General features: G+C 35.8%; 17 protein-coding genes and 5 tRNA genes. 8 read left to right on the forward strand and 14 right to left on the reverse strand.

Annotated features, from left to right (window positions below; translation table 11 throughout):
* Window positions 1-47: 47 nt before the first annotated feature.
* From AC3WV0_RS16165 to AC3WV0_RS16205, 9 genes are all read right to left on the reverse strand, one after another.
* A complete protein-coding gene (locus tag AC3WV0_RS16165; RefSeq protein WP_488847111.1) occupies window positions 48-812 on the reverse strand; it encodes a TatD family hydrolase in 765 nt (254 codons plus the stop codon).
* A 5-nt stretch (window positions 813-817) separates the two neighbouring features.
* Window positions 818-1,339, reverse strand: a complete 522-nt coding sequence (locus AC3WV0_RS16170; RefSeq protein ID WP_488847112.1) for a DUF4269 domain-containing protein — start codon at window positions 1,337-1,339, stop codon at window positions 818-820.
* Window positions 1,332-2,291, reverse strand: a complete 960-nt coding sequence (locus AC3WV0_RS16175; protein ID WP_488847113.1) for a GSCFA domain-containing protein — start codon at window positions 2,289-2,291, stop codon at window positions 1,332-1,334. The genes AC3WV0_RS16170 and AC3WV0_RS16175 overlap by 8 nt, the downstream gene beginning before the upstream one ends.
* A gap of 69 nt (window positions 2,292-2,360) precedes the next feature.
* Window positions 2,361-3,332, reverse strand: coding sequence for a polyprenyl synthetase family protein (locus AC3WV0_RS16180; RefSeq protein WP_488847114.1), 972 nt, complete (start codon window positions 3,330-3,332; stop codon window positions 2,361-2,363).
* A gap of 97 nt (window positions 3,333-3,429) precedes the next feature.
* On the reverse strand, window positions 3,430-3,663 hold the full coding sequence (locus tag AC3WV0_RS16185; RefSeq protein ID WP_488847115.1) for a type II toxin-antitoxin system RelE/ParE family toxin: 234 nt from the start codon (window positions 3,661-3,663) through the stop codon (window positions 3,430-3,432).
* Window positions 3,664-3,709: 46 nt separating this feature from the next.
* Window positions 3,710-3,943, reverse strand: coding sequence for a hypothetical protein (locus tag AC3WV0_RS16190; RefSeq protein ID WP_488847116.1), 234 nt, complete (start codon window positions 3,941-3,943; stop codon window positions 3,710-3,712).
* Window positions 3,944-4,044: 101 nt separating this feature from the next.
* Window positions 4,045-5,187 carry an inorganic phosphate transporter gene (locus AC3WV0_RS16195; protein ID WP_488847117.1) on the reverse strand — a complete coding sequence of 381 codons (1,143 nt, stop codon included), beginning with the start codon at window positions 5,185-5,187 and terminating at the stop codon, window positions 4,045-4,047.
* A gap of 20 nt (window positions 5,188-5,207) precedes the next feature.
* Window positions 5,208-5,846 carry a DUF47 domain-containing protein gene (locus AC3WV0_RS16200; protein WP_002981301.1) on the reverse strand — a complete coding sequence of 213 codons (639 nt, stop codon included), beginning with the start codon at window positions 5,844-5,846 and terminating at the stop codon, window positions 5,208-5,210.
* A 151-nt stretch (window positions 5,847-5,997) separates the two neighbouring features.
* A complete protein-coding gene (locus AC3WV0_RS16205; RefSeq protein ID WP_488847118.1) occupies window positions 5,998-7,677 on the reverse strand; it encodes a DEAD/DEAH box helicase in 1,680 nt (559 codons plus the stop codon).
* A gap of 240 nt (window positions 7,678-7,917) precedes the next feature.
* Here AC3WV0_RS16205 and AC3WV0_RS16210 point away from each other — a divergent pair, with 240 nt between their 5' ends.
* The 3 genes from AC3WV0_RS16210 (at window position 7,918) to AC3WV0_RS16220 (ending at window position 10,960) form a co-directional block, all read left to right on the forward strand.
* Window positions 7,918-8,583 carry a DUF2461 domain-containing protein gene (locus AC3WV0_RS16210; RefSeq protein WP_488847119.1) on the forward strand — a complete coding sequence of 222 codons (666 nt, stop codon included), beginning with the start codon at window positions 7,918-7,920 and terminating at the stop codon, window positions 8,581-8,583.
* Window positions 8,584-8,683: 100 nt separating this feature from the next.
* On the forward strand, window positions 8,684-9,478 hold the full coding sequence (locus tag AC3WV0_RS16215; RefSeq protein WP_488847120.1) for an FkbM family methyltransferase: 795 nt from the start codon (window positions 8,684-8,686) through the stop codon (window positions 9,476-9,478).
* Window positions 9,479-9,481: 3 nt separating this feature from the next.
* Window positions 9,482-10,960 (forward strand): lipopolysaccharide biosynthesis protein, encoded by a 1,479-nt coding sequence (locus AC3WV0_RS16220; protein ID WP_488847121.1) that lies wholly within the window; start codon window positions 9,482-9,484, stop codon window positions 10,958-10,960.
* On the opposite strand, the gene AC3WV0_RS16225 is transcribed toward AC3WV0_RS16220, so the two are convergent.
* The 4 genes from AC3WV0_RS16225 to AC3WV0_RS16240 form a co-directional block, all read right to left on the reverse strand.
* Window positions 10,953-12,011, reverse strand: coding sequence for a hypothetical protein (locus AC3WV0_RS16225; protein WP_488847122.1), 1,059 nt, complete (start codon window positions 12,009-12,011; stop codon window positions 10,953-10,955). The two genes, AC3WV0_RS16220 and AC3WV0_RS16225, sit on opposite strands and share 8 nt — an antisense overlap.
* Window positions 12,012-12,068: 57 nt before the next feature.
* The gene (locus tag AC3WV0_RS16230; RefSeq protein WP_488847123.1) at window positions 12,069-12,923 is read right to left on the reverse strand and encodes a glycosyltransferase family 2 protein; all 855 of its coding nucleotides are present in this window, start codon (window positions 12,921-12,923) and stop codon (window positions 12,069-12,071) included.
* A gap of 67 nt (window positions 12,924-12,990) precedes the next feature.
* Window positions 12,991-14,391 (reverse strand): aspartate ammonia-lyase, encoded by a 1,401-nt coding sequence (gene aspA / locus AC3WV0_RS16235; RefSeq protein WP_488847124.1) that lies wholly within the window; start codon window positions 14,389-14,391, stop codon window positions 12,991-12,993.
* Between the two features lie 89 nt (window positions 14,392-14,480).
* Window positions 14,481-15,506, reverse strand: coding sequence for an N-acetylmuramoyl-L-alanine amidase (locus AC3WV0_RS16240; RefSeq protein WP_488847125.1), 1,026 nt, complete (start codon window positions 15,504-15,506; stop codon window positions 14,481-14,483).
* Window positions 15,507-15,644: 138 nt separating this feature from the next.
* Here AC3WV0_RS16240 and AC3WV0_RS16245 point away from each other — a divergent pair.
* The 3 genes from AC3WV0_RS16245 to AC3WV0_RS16255 all read left to right on the forward strand — a co-directional run bounded on the left by AC3WV0_RS16245 (window position 15,645) and on the right by AC3WV0_RS16255 (window position 15,941).
* Window positions 15,645-15,729 (forward strand) — tRNA-Ser (locus tag AC3WV0_RS16245).
* Window positions 15,730-15,748: 19 nt separating this feature from the next.
* A tRNA-Pro gene (locus tag AC3WV0_RS16250) sits at window positions 15,749-15,823 on the forward strand.
* A gap of 44 nt (window positions 15,824-15,867) precedes the next feature.
* Window positions 15,868-15,941: transfer RNA gene (locus AC3WV0_RS16255), tRNA-Arg, on the forward strand.
* 92 nt (window positions 15,942-16,033) lie between these two features.
* On the opposite strand, the gene AC3WV0_RS16260 is transcribed toward AC3WV0_RS16255, so the two are convergent.
* Window positions 16,034-16,594 carry a hypothetical protein gene (locus AC3WV0_RS16260; protein ID WP_488847126.1) on the reverse strand — a complete coding sequence of 187 codons (561 nt, stop codon included), beginning with the start codon at window positions 16,592-16,594 and terminating at the stop codon, window positions 16,034-16,036.
* 251 nt (window positions 16,595-16,845) lie between these two features.
* Between AC3WV0_RS16260 and AC3WV0_RS16265 the strand changes: the two genes are divergently transcribed.
* Window positions 16,846-16,920 (forward strand) — tRNA-Pro (locus AC3WV0_RS16265).
* 17 nt (window positions 16,921-16,937) lie between these two features.
* Window positions 16,938-17,011, forward strand: a tRNA-Arg gene (locus AC3WV0_RS16270).
* Window positions 17,012-17,066: the final 55 nt, after the last annotated feature.

The raw sequence follows: 17,066 nt of genomic DNA on the forward strand, positions 1-17,066 counted from the left end.
CCATCTGATATTTCCGATTAAAAAAAACGGGCTGAAGCCCATTCCTATTAATATTTAAATAATTTCTTTGCATTCTCAGTCGTAATCCTGTTAATTTCCGAAAAATCAGTTTTATAAATATCCACCAGCTTTCCGGCAACCAAATCAAGGTAAGAACTTTCGTTTCGTTTTCCCCGGTACGGAACAGGAGCTAAATAAGGAGAATCGGTTTCCAGGACGATTTTATCTAAAGGAATTTCGCTCAGGAACTGATCGATTTTACCATTTTTAAAGGTTACCACTCCACCGATTCCTAAAATAAAATTCAGATCTATGGCATGCTTTGCCTGCTCCAGATTTCCTGAAAAACAGTGAAATATTCCTCTCAGTTTTGGATGTTTTTTTCTTTCAAGCACTTCAAAGGTGTCGCCAAAACTTTCTCTTGTATGAATCACAATCGGAAGGTCTTTTTCAATGGCCCAGTCAATCTGCTGCTCGAAAGCTTTCACCTGGATATCGAGTGTTGTTTTATCCCAATACAAATCTATTCCGATTTCCCCGATTGCCGGAAACTCTCTTTTATCAAGATAATTCTTTACAATTTCAAGTTCTTTTTCCCAGGTCTCAGGCTTTACATAACAAGGATGCAAGCCCATCATAGAGAAAATATGGTTTGGGTAATCAGCTTCCAGCTGAAGCATTTTTTCATGCGACTCTGAATCGATAGCGGGAAGATAAAATTTGGTAATCCCTTTATCAATCGCCCTTTGAATCACTTCTTTTCTGTCTTCATCAAATTCTTCTGCGTATAAATGTGTATGTGTATCAATCATTTTTTTTACAATTTTAATAACTCTTCGTAAGGGTTTTCAAGTTTAAGCAACATTCCGAAAGCAGGTTCTGTTTTTATTCCCTGCTTTTTCAGCTCTATGATCTGCTGTTTAAAATCATCTCCTTTTTTCTGTAATATTCTGTATTCTGCAAGCATGTGCCGATAGGCGTTCTGGTCTTTTGCAGGCTTATTTTGACCGAAAATTTCGACAGCAAATTCTTCCAATACAAAATTTACAGTAATACTTTTTTCATCATCCATAACAGGATATGCTACTTCAATTTCCGCATCGTGAGGAATACAATTCAATATATCATTCAAAAAATCTTCTTTACATTTAAGATCAACTTCACAGATGATATCAAGGTCACTGCCTTCAATATCAATTTCGATAGGAATGGTCCCGGCTAAAACAGGAGAATAATTTTTTAATTTTTCAAAGAGATAATGTTTTGAAAGAACCTGATAGGCCCTTTTTTGTCTTTCATTTCCTGATTTCAGATAATCAATCTTGGTAAAATCAATCATTTTGAAAGATTTTATGCTTTACTTTTTGTCGCTGAATTTCAATTTTTTGGTTTAATTTTTCTTTAAACTCAATGTATTTAGGGTCTTTTTCATCTTCTGTCCTGTGCTCCAAGGCTTTATTAATTTTAAAGTTTTCTTTAATAAAATCTTTGGTTTCGTCAGAAAAATAAGCATTCCCAAATTTCTCGAAAATATAATTAACCGCCTGACTATTAGGATGAATCATATCTTCTTTATAAAAACGGTAATCCCTGAGATCGTCCATTAAAATCTCGTATACAGGAAGATAATGGCAGTTGTTAAATTGCAGGATCGCTTCATGTACTGCAGTAATCAATTTTGACTTACTCAGCTGATTTTCAACCATTCCATCTTTTGTATGGCGAACAGGAGAAACGGTGAAAAGAATCTGAACATTGTCTTTACAGATATCGTTCAGATTGATTACCGTATTATAAATTGAATCAGTTATTTCCTGATGGCTCAGCAATCTTTTTTCAAAGAATTTCTGCGGAATCTTGTGACAGTTGGCGACAAGCTTCTGCTTAGGAATAAATTCGTATATAAATGACGTTCCATACGTAATGATCACCCAATCCGTTTCCTGAAGAAAGGAATTTCCTTCCTCAATTTTAGCATTGATTTTTGCCAAGGTCTGATGGATATACCGTTTATCAAAACCCGTATGGTGATCCAGAGAAATAAATTCATCGTTAAAGGTGATTAATTCCTCTTCATGATAAAATTCAGCATCGTGAAGCCTCTTTACAGAATTAGCAATTGAAAATGGGTTGAAAATAGTCCCAAAAGGGTTATTCAATGCCTGAAGCTGCCCCTGATGAAAAAGGTCAGCCATTTCAGAGGCAAAGCATGATCCTATTGAAAATATTTTATCTTCAAGACCAATCTTCTTCTGTGATTCTTTAATTTCAACTTCTGTTCTGAATTTCATTAACCTCATTTGATAATTTGAAATGAAACAATTTAGAATTCTCAGATTGATACATTTCAAATCAGTACATTAACTTTCTCTTCTTAATAAATAATTTGCCAATTCGGTAAATGGCTTTTTCTTCTCTTCAGGAATATCAATTTTCTGAAGGTAACTTTGTCCGATTTCATTATGCTTTTCAATTAACCGTAAAGCTTTTTCATCCACTTTTGTTCTTCTGAAAATCTTTTCTACTCCATATACCTTATCGATATTGTCGGTTTTTTTAGAATACCAGTAATCCAGCTCTTTTCTTTCTTCCTCGGTGGCGTGTTCTCTTGCCATCAGATAAAGAACAGTTTTTTTATTTTCATAAATATCTCCGGCATGTTTTTTACCAAACTGCGCCTGATCACCGAATACATCGAGATAATCATCCATAATCTGGAAGGCAATTCCGATATGTTTTCCAAAATTAAAAATGGATTTTGCATCTTTGAAATTTGCTTTCGCGATCAATGCACCTATTTCAAATGATGAAGCGCTCAACACACCTGTTTTGTAAGTAATCATTCTGATATAATCATCAAAAGTAACATTTTCCTGGGTTTCAAAATTGATGTCATATTGCTGTCCTTCACATAAAAGCAAACCTGTATGGGTAAATATTCTGATGCAGGCTTTAAAAATTTCAGGCTCCAGATCTTCAAAAAACTTATATGCTTTCAGCATCAGACCGTCTCCGGAAAGAATTCCGACATTGATTCCGTGCAAAGTGTGAATCGTAGGTTTATTTCTTCTCAAGGGCGCTTCATCCATAATATCGTCATGGATCAGGGTGAAATTATGGAAAAATTCGATTGCCAAAGCAGGTTTGATGGCTTCTTTTAAATTACCCCCGAACAGGTCACAGGCCATCAGTACCATGATCGGACGAAGACGCTTTCCGCCGTGTGAAATAATGTAATTCATCGGTTCGTACAACTCTGCAGGTTTATCTTTAAAGGTATACTTGGCAATAGCATCCGCAACAATCTGCTGGTATCTGTCTAAAAATTCCATAAAATCTAATAGTTTGAACAAAAATACAATTTTTCGGGGCTTTGTAAAAGTAAAAATCCTCACTGTTTTATAGTGAGGACTTAATTCTAATATTTAATTATTTTAGTTTTAATGTTTCCGGATTTTTACTTCCATGCCGAATTGTTAAAATATAAATCGTATCATTATCCATTTCATAATAAAGAAGATATTTATGGATGATCTTCAGGCTAACACTAGGTATATCAGTTCTTTTTCCTGACTCAGGAAATTCTGAAATTAATTTTAACTGCTCTGAAATTAAGTTATTAAGCTTGATACTAAATACATTAGATTTATTTTTTCTATCCAATATTTAAGAATCTCAATAAGTTCTTTCTTGGCTTTATTTGTCCAAATTATTTTTTTAGCCATTCTCTAATTTCCTTTTGAACATCAGCATCAGAAAAAACTTCACCATTTTGAATTTCATTTCTAGCTTCAAGAACAGCTTGTTTTTCATCATCACTTGTGATATAGACAGATGATTCTTCTTGAAATTTTATTAATTGTAATAATTCTTTCAGTCTGACTTTGTCCTTTATAGCTGTGATTTGGTTTATTAAATCTATTTTTAATTCTGCGGTACTCATGACTTTTGATTTAATGATCTAAATTAGAAAAAATTTCTTAATTCAATAAACAAAAAACTTTGCCCATATGAGCAAAGTTTATATCATTATTTAAAAATAATTTAAGATAAAAATGTTACTACGAGATACGTTATTCCTGCCACAATTGCTGAAATAGGAATGGTAAGAACCCAAGCCCAAAGCAGGCTTACCGTAATACCCCATCGTACGGCCGATACTCTTTTCGTAAGACCTACCCCAATGATTGATCCTGTAATCGTATGTGTTGTAGAAACAGGGATTCCGAAGTGATCTGTGATGAATAGAGTAATCGCTCCTGCAGTTTCAGCACTTACTCCTTCCAGAGAAGTTACTTTTGTGATCTTAGTACCCATAGTTTTAATGATCTTCCAGCCACCACTCATGGTTCCCAAACCAATGGCGAGGAAAGATACCAAAGGTACCCAAAGATAGTGTTCAGCAAAATAATCAAAACGTCCGGCAGCAGGAATACCCAGATAAACAGGATCCTGAAGCATCTCTACGTGATAGTAGATCAATGCTGCACCGATAATCCCCATTACCTTCTGAGCATCATTCAGACCGTGACCTAAACTGAAAAGGGCCGAAGAAGCCAGCTGCAATCTCTTAAATGATTTATCTGCCTTATGCGGATTTGATCTTTTGTAAAGGTGAACGATAATTAAAGTAATAATAATTGAAATAATCATCCCAATGATCGGTGCCATGAAAATGAACAGGAAAATTGGGATTACCTTGTCAAATTTCACAACACTCTGCTGTGTTACCTGACTTAAAGCCTCTTTACACGTATCCCAGAAACCAAGACCCGGCTGTGTTGCAACCACATCATGATAATCCATCATGAAAGCATGCATCAGTGCAGCTCCCAAAAATCCTCCGATCAAGGTATGTGATGAAGAGGAAGGGATCCCGAACCACCACGTCAGGAGATTCCATGCGATGGCCGCTACAAGCCCCGAAAAGATTACTTCGAGGGTGATAAAATTTTCATTGACGGTTTTGGCAATCGTGTTACCGATTTTAAATTCGCCAATAATATAGGCAGCGATAAAGAACGCCGCAAAATTCCAGAGTGCAGCCCAAAGTACAGCCTGGAAAGGTGTTAAAACTTTTGTAGAAACAATAGTCGCAATTGAATTGGCCGCATCATGAAAACCATTGATGTAATCGAAAATTAAAGCCAAGGCAATAATAACTATAAGTAAAATCGGAAATTCCATTGTTTAATTATAATTATTAATTACGCATATTTAATCATGATGTTTTCAATCGTGTTGGCAACATCTTCTGCTTTGTCCGTTACGACCTCAAGATAATTAAGTACCGATGAAACTTTGATAATGTTAATGGCATCATTGGTTTCGAACAATTCTACCATTGAGTTGGAAAGAAGATCATCTGCGATATTCTCAATAGAATTCACTTTAATACAGGCTTCTTTTACCTGCTCCATATTTTTGAAACCTTTAAGGTTTTTCATAGCATTCTGGATTTCAAGACATGCCTTGTGAATCAGCAGAGAGAAATCCGAATATGCTTTCATTTCCGGAGATTTATAAAGGAAAATATATTTTGTAGAGGCATAAATGTAATCAGCAATATCATCTAATCCCGTTGCTAAAGTGTGGATATCTTCCCTGTCGAAAGGTGTAATGAAGTTTTTCCCCAGTTCCACAAAAATTTCATGAGTAAGCTCATCATTTTTATGTTCGAAGTCGCTCATTTTTTTCAGCATAGAATCGTCGTTAAGATCGAAATCTTTAATTCCCGTGTTGAATTCCTCAGACATTGCAACGAGGTTTTCAGTTACTTTTTCGAAAAGAACGAAGAAGATTTTATCTTTTGGTTGAAAAGCGTGGAAAATATTACCAATTCCCATTTTTAAGTATTTATAATTCGAGTGCAAATTTCTTAAAAAAGGCCCTTACCTGAAACAATACAACATTAAGTTTTGTTAACATTGCATGAACATTTGATTATCAACTAAAAAAACCGGCTCTAAGGCCGGTTTCCAGTATATTTTAAAGAGCTTAGTTTGCTACTTCCGCTCTCATTTCCTTTCCTTTGAATTTCATCGATCCGATGTTGCTCAATACATTGTCTTTAAATGATTTTTCAACTTCGAAGAATGAGAATTTCTCAAGAATTTCAATATCGCCGATTTCTGCTCTTTTTTTGCTTTTTCCTGAAGTCGCTTTATTGATGATATCCAATACATCAAGCTTCTTCAATTGATCTTTTTTCCCAAGATTAAAGAAGAATCTTACCATATCTTCATTTTTTCTTCTCGGTTTTCCGCCACGTTCGCCTCTGTCACGATCTCTTCCTCTGTCTCTGTCGCGGTCTCTTCTGTCTCTTCTGGAACCACCGTCATCATCTCTGCTGCTCAGCTTCTGATCCATCAGATCATGTCTGTCTTTGTAATAAAGCGCAAGATCTTTAAGCTGGAACTGAAGTAATTTATGGGCAAGCTCCTCTTTCGTAAATGCTGACAAATCAGGAATCAGAGAGTCATCAAATTCAAAGAAATCTTCGTGGATCTCAAAAAGACTTTCGAAAACACCTCCAACCTGAGCTTTAATAATATCTTCTCCGGTAGGAATTTTACCTTCGTGCATTTCGATTTTCGTCACCGATTTGATCTGTTTCAGCTTTCTGCTTTCTTCAGGTTTGATCAGGGCAATAGAAATACCGTCTTTTCCGGCTCTTCCCGTTCTTCCGCTTCGGTGAACGAATACTTCCGGATCATCAGGAAGAGAATAATGAATAACGTGTGTCAGGGAATTTACATCAAGTCCTCTCGCCGCTACGTCTGTTGCTACAAGAATATCGATATTCTTTAACCTGAACTTTTTCATTACCGTATCTCTCTGTGCCTGAGAAAGATCTCCATGAAGAGCATCTGCTGCGTATCCATTCTGCATCAGGAAATCAGCAACCTCCTGGGTTTCCATTCTTGTTCTGCAGAAAATAATGGAATATTGATTCGGGTTGGAATCAATAAGACGCTTTAAGGCCTCTTTTTTCTGGCGATAACCGATTACATAATATTCATGTTTGATGTTCTTCTTAACCTCGTTAATAGAACCCACCGAAATTCTGTGCGGTTTTGTCAAATAATTTTTAGAGATTCTCTCTACTTCTTTGCTCATTGTGGCAGAGAAAAGAAAAGTCTGCTTGGTTTCAGGCGTTTCACTAAGAATAGTTTCCAGTTCGTCCTTGAAACCCATGGAAAGCATTTCATCGGCTTCATCCAAAACCAGCCAGTGGATAGCGGAGAAATCTAATGCTTTTCTGTTGATAAGGTCGATTACTCTACCAGGAGTTCCCACGATGATCTGTGGTTTATCCTTAAGAGATCTGATTTGATCCATAATACTGCTTCCACCATAAACGGCTGTCGTTTTGATGTCTTTCATGTATTTGGAGTAGTTTTTAATGTCTTTCGTAATCTGAAGACATAATTCCCGTGTCGGACAAAGCACCAAAAGTTGGATTTTGCGACTCGTATCGTCAATCATATCCAAAATCGGAAGCGAAAATGCTGCTGTTTTGCCTGTCCCTGTCTGCGCAAGTGCGATCAAGTCGCGAATATCTGAAAGAATAAAAGGGATAGTCTGTTTTTGGATTTCTGTCGGGCTTTCGTAACCCAGTTCGCCAATAGCCTTAAGAATGTCAGGACTTAAATTGGTTTCCGTAAATAAATTCATTAAATATTTTAAAATTTTTGCAAAGATACAATTATTATTTGAATTACATTTTAACTATTATTACAGAAACAATAATTTAATATTTAAAACATAGAATGCTTTTGTAATTTCCGCAGAAAAACAGCATTATTTTTATTTTTAATTTAATAAACAATTCGATCTGCACAACCTTTGGATTCAAAGAAAAATGTTTTCCGGCATTGCTCAATTTTAAGTAATTTTGAGTGAAAATATAAAAATATGTCTGCATCAATTTCATCAAAAGTTTTTGATTTCCTGAAAAATCTGGCTCAAAATAATAACCGCGAATGGTTTACTGACAATAAAAATCTTTACACAGAAGCTCAGGAAAATGTTATCCTGTTTCTTGAAGAGCTTATCAAAGAAATGTCCGGATTTGATGAACAGCTGAAAAAAATTGATGCAAAAAAATCTTTGTTCAGAATTTACCGTGATACGCGGTTTTCAAAAGACAAAACGCCATACAAAACCAATTTCGGCGCTTCGCTCGGAATGGGTAAAGGAAGCCAGAAAGGCGGATATTACCTTCACCTGGAACCCGGAAAATCATTTATTGCCGGAGGAATTTACATGCCGGAATCATCTGTTTTAAAGACATTGAGAAAAGAAATTTCACTCTACGGACAGGAATTTATTAAAATTATCAACAATAAAGATTTCAAAAAATATTTTTCTGAATTGGATCAGGATGATAAGCTTAAAAAAGTTCCTCAGGGATTTGAAAAGGAAGATCCGATGGCAGAATACGTGAAACTGAAGAGTTTTATCGTTGTCTACAACCTTACGGATGACGAAATTCTGCATGAAAACGCATCTGAAAACCTTGTAAAAATCTTTAAAACAATGAAGCCGCTTAATGATTTCCTCAATGCGCCTTTTTTATAGTTTTAAATCTTACTTACTGGCATTCAAAGGTTTATAATTTACACAATTTAACAATAATTTAACATTTTTATGTATCTTTGTTCTTGTCAAAAGCAAAAAAATGTCTCTATACCAAAGAATTGCTGAAAATCTGCAATATATCAGTCCGGGATTTTACAAGAAAAGATTTTTTAAAAGTTTAAATAATCTCAGCAAAGATAATTTCTCAGCAAGAAATGTAGAGCCTGAATTGGTATGGATCAAAGAATTCTTACCCAAAAATGCCGTAATCCTTGATATCGGTGCCAATGTAGGAACATTTCTGTATCAGCTTGAGAATAAGCTGAATCATGAGCAGATCTACGCTTTCGAACCCAATAAAAAATTATACAGAAGACTAAAAAGACTTTTTCCTGAAATGCGTGTATTTCCTCTGGCACTTTCGGATGAAAACACAACGGCAGAGTTCAAAGTTCCTGTTATCAACGGAAAAACGGTTGCTTCAAGAGGCACTCTGAATACGGACTATAAAGAAAAAGGTGAAGAGAAAAGCTATACCGAAAAAGTAAAGGTCATAAAGCTTGACGAATGGGCAGCCATAGAAAACTTCAAAAAGCTGGATTTTATCAAAATAGATGTAGAGGGCAATGAAATGAAAACACTTTATGGAGCCAAAGAAGTCATTTGCAAATTTTTACCGGTACTCATGGTGGAAATGGAGCAGAGACATCATGAAACACCCATTTGGCAGGAGATTTCAGAAGTTGAATCCTGGGGATATGATGCTAAATATTTAAACAGAAATACCTTTATTCTTGAAAAACTAACGGAAGAAATCTTACTCAAAAACACAGGCGACGAAAAGAACAAGAAAGAATACATCAACAATATTATTTTTATACCAAAAAGCCAATAAAAGATGAGTGTAGTAGCAAGGCAAGGGTTTAAATATTCTATTATTGGCTATGTAGGTTTTCTGCTGGGTACAGTTTCTGCGATTTTTATTTTTCCGAATGATTTTGTATTTTACGGTACACTCAGATATAGCATGCAGACGGCAGAAATGCTGGTTCCGTTTGTGGTATTTGGCATTTCGTATGCCAATGTAAAATTTTACCACAGTGTACAGAAAGATGGCAAAAGCCAGAATATGCTTTCCCTGTCACTGCTTACTATCTTAATCAATTTCCTGATTTTTTGCGGCGTTTTTTTTATACTGCCTCATATTTATCCTGAATTCCTGAAAACCAAAGCCTGGAATCTAAAAGAAATTGTACTTCCGCTAATCTTGGTTTTATCATTCTGCGCCATATTTAACAAATATGTATCAAACTTTAAAAGAATTGTTGTTTCTAATATATTCGATAATCTTTTTCCTAAAATAGCCAATCTGGGCGCTTTTTGCCTTTTTTTTTATTTTGCCTTTTCACAGCAGACTGCCCTGGCATTTTTCTTCGGAATCTTTGCTCTGATGCTTTTCGGATATATTTATTACACCAATAAGCTGGAAAAAATTCATCTTGATTTCAGTACGGATTATTTTAAGAAAGATGATCTATGGAAAGACTTTGCGAGTTATAGCTTCTTTGGCTTTTTAGGCACTTTCGGAAATTATCTGGCCATCAACAGCTTTATGATCGGCGAATATATGGGAATGGAGGAAAACGGGATTTATTCTACACTCTACGCATTAATCTCTTTAATTTCCATTCCACAATTAGGCTTATTTAATATTTCCGCACCGATTATCAGCAAAAACCTCGCTGACGGCGATATGGAAGGTTTAGACAGATTCCATAAAAAAACATCCCTGACACTATATTTCCTGGGAGCTGTTTTATTTTCATGTATCATGGTCGGATTTCCTTATCTGACGTATTTTATGCCGAAAAACGGAGTATTACTCAGGGAGTATGAGCCGGTAGTCTGGATCTGGGGTTCTGCGGTTTTGATTGATTTGGCTACAGGATTTAACGGTAATATTATTTCGCTTTCTAAATACTATAAATTCAATATTCTGGTCATGCTTCTTCTTGCAGGGCTGACGATCAGTTTAAATTTTTACTTTCTGGAGAATACCGATTTAAAGCTTATCGGGATCGCGTTATCTACCGCTATTTCACTGATTACCTATAATGTGGTAAAAATTGTTTTTAATTATATTGTATTTAAAGTTTCCCCACTTACGATCGAAATGATTTTTGTATCAATTATCTGCACGCTGGCAATTACCGTAGCGATTATTTTACCGAATTTCGACAATAATTTTATCAACCTGATCTACAAGCCCGCTGTTGTTTTATTACTGATTTTTATTGGTAATTATTTTACAAATGTTTTTCCGATCGAAGATTATCTGAATAAAAATTTCATCAAAAGCATCTTTAAATTCAAGTAGAAATCAGGCTTTTCAGAAGTGTTTCAAGCTTTTCTTTTACTATTTTTTTATTGTAGTCTTTTTGAAAATCAAACTGATTATTTTTAACCTCTTCAAACAACCTGATCATATCATTTTGATCTGAGATAATAAAACCTAATTTGGAGTGATAATTTTCCGGGAAAACTGCCAGCTTACCGAATTTGATTGCATCACCGACATTCCCGGTCATTTTTGTTTTTCCGTAAATTTCTTTTTGACTGAAAAATTCGGTTTCTTCCTGAATCGGGCACCATAAAACATCTGCTTTCTGCATCCAATTATTGAAGTCCAATTGGGAAACCCTCTCCTTAAAATAAGTGATGTTAATGTATTTTAAAGTTCTTTCAAGATCAATAAGTTGCTTTAATTCATTATTTTTTGCCTTTCCTAAGAAAATGAATTCCATTGATTTTTTCTGAATATCAGGACTATTCTCAAGCTTTTTTATTACTGAAATTACTCTTTGATAATCTCTTCTTTTTTGAGAAACTCCGCCGGGAATAACAATAGTGAAAACTTTATAATCTTGTTTTGTGTAATCTCTTGTATAAAAAAGTGGTAAAAATTTGAAACGGCCAGAAATTAACTCTTCATCAAGAACCAGAAGATTCTCTGCCTTTTGGTATACTTTTGAAGAATAAAAAAGCCCTTCTTTCCACCAAAGCTTTAGTCTGTAAACCGTATCTGTTTTGAAGATGCTCTTAAGCAAACTCCATTTCGAACTCTGTATAAAGTTGATATTGTGAACGATAATAGCTGTATTATATTCTTCAGCAATTGTCCGGAACGTGTTAAAATAACGGTGTACGGTACCGATCACGATGAGATCATAACGTTTTGATTTTAACTGATCCAAAATCATGGAACTTTCCGACAAGAAAATATTTCCTTCTGGATGTCCGATTTCATCAATTATCCTTTTTGAAAAATAATAATCTACATTAAATTCAGCAGAATCCTGCATAATTTCTATGAAATCCTGTGCAACTTCCGCGTGGGTGTCTATTTCTATGTAAGCTATACTTTTCAAAATAATTTAAGCTAAATTCAGTTAATGATCTTATTTAAATGGAATTGTCTTATTCTTTCAGATCTTCAGCCATTTTCTCTTCAGCATTTCCCAACGTTGCCTGTTGATGGCTTTTTGTTCATTTTCAGATATTTTTAATTCTAATTTCTGATTGCGTGAATGTTCATACGATCGGATTATTTTAAAAAAGAAAAAAATAGATCTGCTTTTCACAGCTTCCTTGAACGCAGCAATATAAGCCAACAGCCTTTTCAATCCCAAAAAATAAAAATATCTGCCATAGTAATCGGCGGGTTTTATGGTATAATCTGCTCCTTTTACTTTGATTAATTTAACATGTAATTCATCCAAGACAATCTCTTTCCAACCTAGATTTTGCAGCAGTATAGCATCAATATTATCCCAGCCAAGCGTTTCCCTGACTCCGTTCATCTGGATAAAGCTTTCTTTACGATATGCTTTCACTGGTCCACGTACATGATGCTTATTAGAATTTCCTTCATACACCCAACTTCCGTTTTTCTCTACGTATAAAAGACCGCCTACAAGGCCATAATCGGGGTTATTACGGAACGCATCCTCTATTCTTTCAAGATAGTTTTCCGGAAAAATAACATCCGAATCAAACTTGCAGATGATCTCAAAATCATCTAGGCTCTGTGTTTCCAAGCCTTTTTTGAAAGCGTTTACGACTTTCGATCCGGGCTGATGAAGAGATTTCTGCAAATTGATTGTTGTAAAACGTACATCATCATCTGAATATTTTTTAATGACTTCCACAGTCTTGTCCGTAGAGCCATCATTTACGATAACGACCTTGAAATCGCCGAAATGCTGCCTCTGTAAAGAATCCAGCGTGAAAGGAAGATTATTTTCCTCGTTATGGGCAGGAATTATGATTAAAATCCTCACTTTAAAATTATTAATAGTGAATGATAAGTGATTAATAATCAAAAACATCAATCACTTGCTATTTTATTTACCTGTTATGTGGTTTCAGCATGTTTCTGGGATCAAGAATTTCATCCAGCTTTTCCTGTGACAGAATACCTTTTTCCAACACTAAATTATAAACGCTTTTCCCTGTTTCCAATGCTTCTTTTGCAATCTCGGTAGAATGTTTATATCCGATATACGGGTTGAGAGCCGTTACAATTCCAATGCTGTGTTTCACCATGTTTAAACATACTTCACGGTTTGCTGTAATTCCCACTACACATTTCTCCCGAAGCGTATCCAGCGCATTACAAAGAAAGTGAATATTTTCCATGATAGCATGGGAAAGCACCGGTTCCATGACGTTGAGTTGCAATTGTCCTGCTTCTGCAGCAAAAGTTACCGTAAGATCATTCCCAAAAATTTTAAAGCAAACCTGATTGACCACTTCAGGAATCACAGGATTTACTTTTCCCGGCATAATGGACGATCCCGGCTGCATCGGCGGCAGATTAATTTCGAAAAGCCCGGCTCTAGGCCCTGATGAAAGCAATCTCAGGTCATTACAGATTTTTGAAAGTTTTACGGCAAGGCGCTTCATTGCAGAAGAATAAATAACATACGATCCGGTGTCAGGTGTTGCTTCTACGAGGTCAGGAGCAGAAACTACGGGAAAACCGCTAATCTGAGCCAAATTTTTAGCGCACAGAGCCGCATAGCCGATCGGAGCATTCAGTCCGGTACCGATTGCAGTGGCCCCCATATTGACCTCAACAAAAAGGCTTGCGTTGTTATTCAATTTAGAAATATCTTCTTCCAGCGTCGCCGCAAATGCTTCAAATTCCTGCCCCAAAGTCATCGGAACAGCATCCTGGAGCTGCGTACGACCCATTTTTATTACATCGCTAAATTCACGTCCTTTTTCCCTGAATGCTTCAACGATTTTTTCCAGCTTTTCTACCAGCGTCGCATTCATCTGTAATAATCCCATCTTAATGGCTGTTGGATAAGCATCATTTGTTGATTGTGAAAGATTAACATGATCATTCGGTGAACAAAATTCATACTGACCTTTATTTTTACCTAATTTTTCCAAGGCCCTGTTGGCAATTACTTCATTCGCATTCATGTTGATGGAAGTTCCCGCGCCGCCCTGGATCATATCTACAGGAAACTGCTCATGAAGCTCACCGTTGATAATTTCGTCGCAAACTTCAGCGATGTTGAAATACATATTTTCATTAAGAAGCCCCAGCTCATAGTTTGTTTTAGCCGCCGCCTTTTTTACAAAAGCCAGGCCTCTGATAAACTGCGGATAAGATGATAACAGCTGCCCTGAAATTTTAAAATTATTGATCGCTCTCTGTGTCTGTACTCCATAATAAGCATTTATAGGAACGTTCAATTCGCCCAATAAATCGCTCTCTTTTCTAAAATTCTCCATAATTTATAATTAATATAACAATTTATCAATGTAACAGTGTACCAACAAATAGTAATATGTTATTTTGATAAATTGCTACATTGTTACATTTATTTTAGCGGATATTTTAATACCAAAGCCTGTAAAATGGCAAAAGTTTCGGCATCCATGATTCCGTCATAATTCTGCGGACGGAAATGGTACTGAAATGCTTCTATGGTTTTCTTGGTTGCATCGTCCCACTTTCCGCTCAGATCCAATGCATAACCGAACTTCTGTAATTGTGTCTGCACATTAAAAATAAAAGTCGGATCATTATATTTCAACTGAAAATCCGTTGAGACTGCAAGATCATAAAAGGACTGCTTCTGAGCTTCATCATACCACATCCCGATCTGATATTCGTCATATAGCTTCTTCCAGGGAAAAAGTGGCCCCGGATCCTGCTTTCTGGTAGGGGCAATATCCGAATGCGCGAGAATATTCGTCGCCGGAATCTGATATCTGCTGACAATATCCTTTACTAAAGCCGCCACCTTTTTTATCTGTGCATCATCAAATGGGGCAAATATTCTTTTACCGGAAGCGTCGGTTGTGTAGCCTGTATTTACGATTTCTATTCCGATTGAAGTATCATTAAGGTTTTTATCTGCTCTCCATGCACTTACTCCTGCATGATAAGCACGTTTGTTTTCGTCTACTAACTGGTAAATCTGGTTATCACCTGTGTTATTAACAAGATAATGAGCGCTTACGGCCTGCTGTGTAAGAACGGTAATTGATTTATCGTCCGGTAAAGCCGTATAATGAAGAATAAGATATCGTTGTCTGAAATTCTGTGCGATTGCCGGAAAATAATCTTTTACCACTTTATAGCCAGCCGGTTTTGCAGAAACAATAGACCCATAGCTTGCGGTGTTATCATTCTTGGTAATATCAGCAATATTGGTAGTAAAAAACTCTACTCCATGATCTGAAGTGATCTTTGGTTTTGGTTTTTCGGCGGGAGTCTGTGCTGTGGCCTTTTGCTGTATTGATGGGGTTTTGGGAATGTACTGCCTTTTTTTTGCATTTTGCTGCGAAGTACAGGAAAAAACGACCGTGCTTAATCCGATGATATATAATGTTTTACGCATTTGTCTATTTTTTTTCTTAGTTTATCAGCTCAAAAATACGCAAATTTTTCTTGAAAAATATTTGGTAAATAAAGAAATCTATTCTATATTTGCACTCGCAATAAAGGAACAACGATCATTAAAAAACGAAGATAAACAGGAGGGTTGCCGGAGTGGTTAACGGAGCAGTTTGCTAAACTGTCGACGCGAAAGTGTCGCAAGGGTTCGAATCCCTTACCCTCCGCTTTTCTATATATCTTTTTCGGGGCGTAGCGTAGTCCGGTCATCGCGCCTGGTTTGGGACCAGGAGGTCGCAGGTTCGAATCCTGCCGCCCCGACTTTTTAAGCTTACATAATCGTTAAGCAAAAATCAACTTTTAATGGGTGCGTAGCTCAGCTGGATAGAGCATCTGCCTTCTAAGCAGACGGTCAAAGGTTCGAATCCTTTCGCGCTCACAAAAAACTCACAAGAAATTGTGAGTTTTTTTGTTTATTATTAGGAAGGAAACTCTATTTTTTTTAATTTAAATATAATTCCTGTATCAGTTTTAATATTTCTTAAAGTCTAAAATCTTTAAATCGTCGGTACTGATTTTAAAATGATATAAAGCAGTTTTCTTTATGATATATTTATGTGTGATATTCTCATAATCAATATCAATTATATTTTTATCAAGCTTATAGATCAATGTACTGTTAACAGTTCCACTGAATCCCGGAACATTTTTATATAAATACCTATAAACAACATCCCTTACATCGTCTCCTTCCAGGTGATAGTCAGGGAAAGCAGTTACCAGATTCATTTTAGGAATCGTATATAATGTATCTACTTTTACACTTTTCTTATCATTTCCGGACAGCATATTTCTGCCCAGAAAAAATGTATTATCTTTTTCAAAGAATATTTCAAGTTTCTTACCCACAATTTTGTACTTTTTCGACTGTTTCATCCTCGTCTGGAAGTAATCTTCTACAGACATTTCTTTTTTCTGCATATAGGAGATTGTGACATTTCCGTTACCTTCCAGTTGTTGGGCACTTATCTTGGTACATAATGAGAATATGAACAGGATAAAGTAAATAAATAATTTTTGTTTAGTTTTCATAGTTGCTATCAGTATCATATTTTTCTAATACGGAGTCAATCTAAATCATTCATGACTTTAAATTGCCTGCAAATTTATCATTCTTTATCATTCCTTTAGAAGATTGAATCTGAGAATGCTAACGGTGCACACCATTTTTTATTTTAGAATAATTTAAATTTTTGCGAATTTTATTTTTATAATTAAGAAATAAATTCTATATTTGCACCCACAAAAAACAAGGTAATATTCCTCTTTTTAGATGACTTCATCGGGGCGTAGCGTAGTCCGGTCATCGCGCCTGGTTTGGGACCAGGAGGTCGCAGGTTCGAATCCTGCCGCCCCGACATCAAATTTATTTTTAGGGTGCGTAGCTCAGCTGGATAGAGCATCTGCCTTCTAAGCAGACGGTCAAAGGTTCGAATCCTTTCGCGCTCACAAGAAACTCACAAGAAATTGTGAGTTTTTTTGTTTTAAAGAATTACAAACTTCT

It is taken from the genome of Chryseobacterium sp. 27AL, assembly GCF_057815395.1.